This window comes from Nocardioides sp. CPCC 206348 (genome assembly GCF_048654705.1).
In the GTDB taxonomy this organism is placed as follows: domain Bacteria; phylum Actinomycetota; class Actinomycetes; order Propionibacteriales; family Nocardioidaceae; genus Nocardioides.
Window position 1 is genome coordinate 1 of the sequence record NZ_JBMCZA010000024.1, and the last position, 2,888, is coordinate 2,888.

Sequence of the window (2,888 nt, forward strand, 5' to 3'; positions counted from 1 at the left end):
GGGGGCCCGACGCAAACCGCTGGCGGACAACGTGCGTCAGACCGCCCAGTAGCGGCGCGGTCCGCAGCGCGCGCTCGGTGGCGAGACGCGCGTCGACCTTGGAAAGGTCAGACACCTCTCAACCGCCATGGCACCTTGGTAACCCAGACCACTTCACCAGGAACGAGCCGACCGTGCGCCTTAAGAGTCTTCACTTCGTGAAGTTCAAGAGATTTACTGACCTGAGCATCGAGGCTTTGCCAGCATCAGCCAAGCTAATTGTGCTTGCCGGACCGAACGGCTCCGGCAAGTCCTCGATGTTTGATGGGCTCAAGACTTGGCACTGGGCAAACGGCGGGGCTGGCCACGGGTGGGACGAGAGCTATGGTGCAAAGGCCGGGACTGAGTCAATAAGTTGGCCAGAGCACGTGACGCTAGAGTTTCACGAACCAGTTCCCGCTGGCCCAGAAGACCGCAAGAAACTCGTCTACGTTCGAAGCGCATTCCGCAACGAGGCGGACTTCAATATTCCCGGCATCAATCGGATGGCATCTCCGCTTGACCAGCCTCGAGTGACGCGCCTTATTGATACCGACGCAAGTGTCTCAGATAACTACCAGCGACTGATTTTACAGACTCTAGAGGGAGTGTACAGCGATACCCTCCCCGATCAGATGACCAGACTTGAACTCAGAGATCGCATCATCGGAAAAGTTCGAGGATCAATGTCGAAGGTTTTCCCCGATCTCCAACTTGACGGAGTCGGCGGAGTAGCGGGCACCGCCGACTCGGTCGGGACATTCTACTTTTCGAAGGGTTCGTCTCGCCGATTCTTATACAAGAACCTTTCCGCGGGCGAGAAGGCGACCTTCGACCTAATCCTCGACGCGGTGGTAAAGGGCGAGTATTTCGACAACTCAATCTGGTGCATTGACGAACCAGAGACCCATCTGAATACGCGGATCCAAGGCGCGCTTCTTGAAACGCTGGTGGAGTTATTGCCCGCCGATTCTCAGATGGTCGTCGCGAGCCACAGCATCGGGTTCATGCGCAAGGCGTGGGAGATGACCAAGACATCACCTGGGAGCGTGTGCTTCATCGACCTACAGGGTGTGGACTTTGATTCGGCAGCCACCATTCACCCGGTTGTTCCATCGCGGGAGTTCTGGGCGAGGACGCTTGACGTCGCGCTTGGAGACCTCGCACAGTTAATGGCGCCTGAACGGATCGTTCTCTGCGAGGGGCGGCCCGCCAAGAACAATAACGACAAGAGAGCGGAGTTTGACGCCAGTTGCTATCGACAGATCTTTTCCAAGGAGTTTCCCGACACTGATTTTCTGTCGGTCGGCAATAGCAACGATGTTCGCGATGGCACACTTGAGGCCGGCCGGGCGATACAAACCATCGCTTCCGGCACCACCATCTTGCGCGTCGTCGACCGAGATCTCTTGAATGCCGCCGAAGTCTCCGACCTTGCGGCCACGGGAATCAGAGTCCTCAGCCGGCGCAATATCGAAGCATTCCTCTTGGACGATGAAATCTTGACAGCGCTTTGCGAGCAGAATGAGCGGCCAGATGCGGTCGAACAGGTCAAGCAAATCAAGGCTGACGCATTGCAGGCGAGCATCGAGCAGGGCCACGATCCCGACGATCTCAAGAAAGCCGCAGGACAAATTTACAACGATATCCGCCGGTTGCTCACCCTATCAGGGGCAGGAAGCGACTGGACAGCGTTCGCAAAGGCGACCCTGGCCCCGCTGTTCTCGACCGACATGAACGTGTACGCGGACCTGCGCCAGGACATTTTCGGGGCACCGTAACTATCGCTACACCCGTGCATTCGGCAGGTATCGAGCGCGAAGGCAGCAAGCTCCTAATGCTTGCGTCCCATCGCCGCGTTGGCCGTCAGGTAAGTGAATCCTCACGATCATCGTGTCCTAGCCCGGGCCGTCGCACTCGTCGTCTTCGCGCTCCGGCAACCGCGGCTCTTCGTTGGAGTTGTTGCAGGTCTGCGTCCGGTGTCCCAATGTCCACCCAAGCCATGTCACCGCCGCCGTCAGGCGCCCCGGGCGCGTACGCTCGGCCGCCAAGCTGTGACTTGGGCTTAGGGCAGCGCGTCGCTTCGCCGAGGCTGATCCCGAGCATCGGAGGGGTGGGTCAGGTTTAGCCCTTAGCGACTTGGCAGCGAGTTAGTGTGACGCCCACAAGTGACGAATTCGGAGGATTCGATGTTCAAAGCTGTCTTGAAATTTGCCGATGGCGAGGAAGTGGAAGATGACGAACGCTTCGAGACCGAGGAGGAAGCCGAGGAGTACGGCCTCGTCATGCTCAGCAACTACGACACAGGTGCCGAGGTGTTACACATGTCCAACCCTGGGGACTACCCACTCGACGATGCCGACACGGATCCCGACATCGTGGTCGTCGAGGTCTGAGTTGGGTCGCAAGCCCGCAGCGACAGCACGTAGGCGGGTGTGCAGTCCTGTCCGCGTGCTCAATCAGCAGCCCAGATGAGATCGCGTGCCTCGCTGCGGGTCAAAGTGTCATCGCTCCAGTAGCCACATCGCAGGGATTGGTTTCACAGTCGTCGTCATCACCTTCGATGTAGCCCGTTCCTTTGCTCATGCCATCACCGCATCCAGCGCACCAGGACCATTCGGTCTCTCCGTCTTCTGAGACCTGTACGTCAGCCATACCCTCCCCATTGCAGTCATCGCAGAGGTAGTAGTGCTCGTCGTGTTCGATCGCCATCGTGCTCCTGGGAGTGTTGGGAGCGGCAGTTCACCGCGCGTGTGCCGAGACTACGCCGCGGAAATCCGTTGGATGGAGACTCCCGAATTCCCCATCCAGGGTGCGGAGCTCGCGCGTGCGTCATTCCGCCGCCTAAGGACTCGTTGGCGGTTGCGACG

Annotated in this window: 3 protein-coding genes; 2 read left to right on the forward strand and 1 reads right to left on the reverse strand. The window is 58.9% G+C overall.

The genetic code is table 11. The features are described from left to right. Window positions 1-173: 173 nt before the first annotated feature. Together ACOADB_RS00810 and ACOADB_RS00815 are read left to right on the forward strand one after the other, a co-directional pair. Window positions 174-1,799 carry an AAA family ATPase gene (locus tag ACOADB_RS00810; protein ID WP_378596023.1) on the forward strand — a complete coding sequence of 542 codons (1,626 nt, stop codon included), beginning with the start codon at window positions 174-176 and terminating at the stop codon, window positions 1,797-1,799. Window positions 1,800-2,207: 408 nt separating this feature from the next. Continuing rightward, the gene (locus tag ACOADB_RS00815; RefSeq protein WP_378596024.1) at window positions 2,208-2,414 is read left to right on the forward strand and encodes a hypothetical protein; all 207 of its coding nucleotides are present in this window, start codon (window positions 2,208-2,210) and stop codon (window positions 2,412-2,414) included. A gap of 100 nt (window positions 2,415-2,514) precedes the next feature. Here ACOADB_RS00815 and ACOADB_RS00820 read toward each other — a convergent pair whose 3' ends face one another. Continuing rightward, window positions 2,515-2,730, reverse strand: a complete 216-nt coding sequence (locus tag ACOADB_RS00820; RefSeq protein WP_378596025.1) for a hypothetical protein — start codon at window positions 2,728-2,730, stop codon at window positions 2,515-2,517. Between the last annotated feature and the right edge of the window lie 158 nt (window positions 2,731-2,888).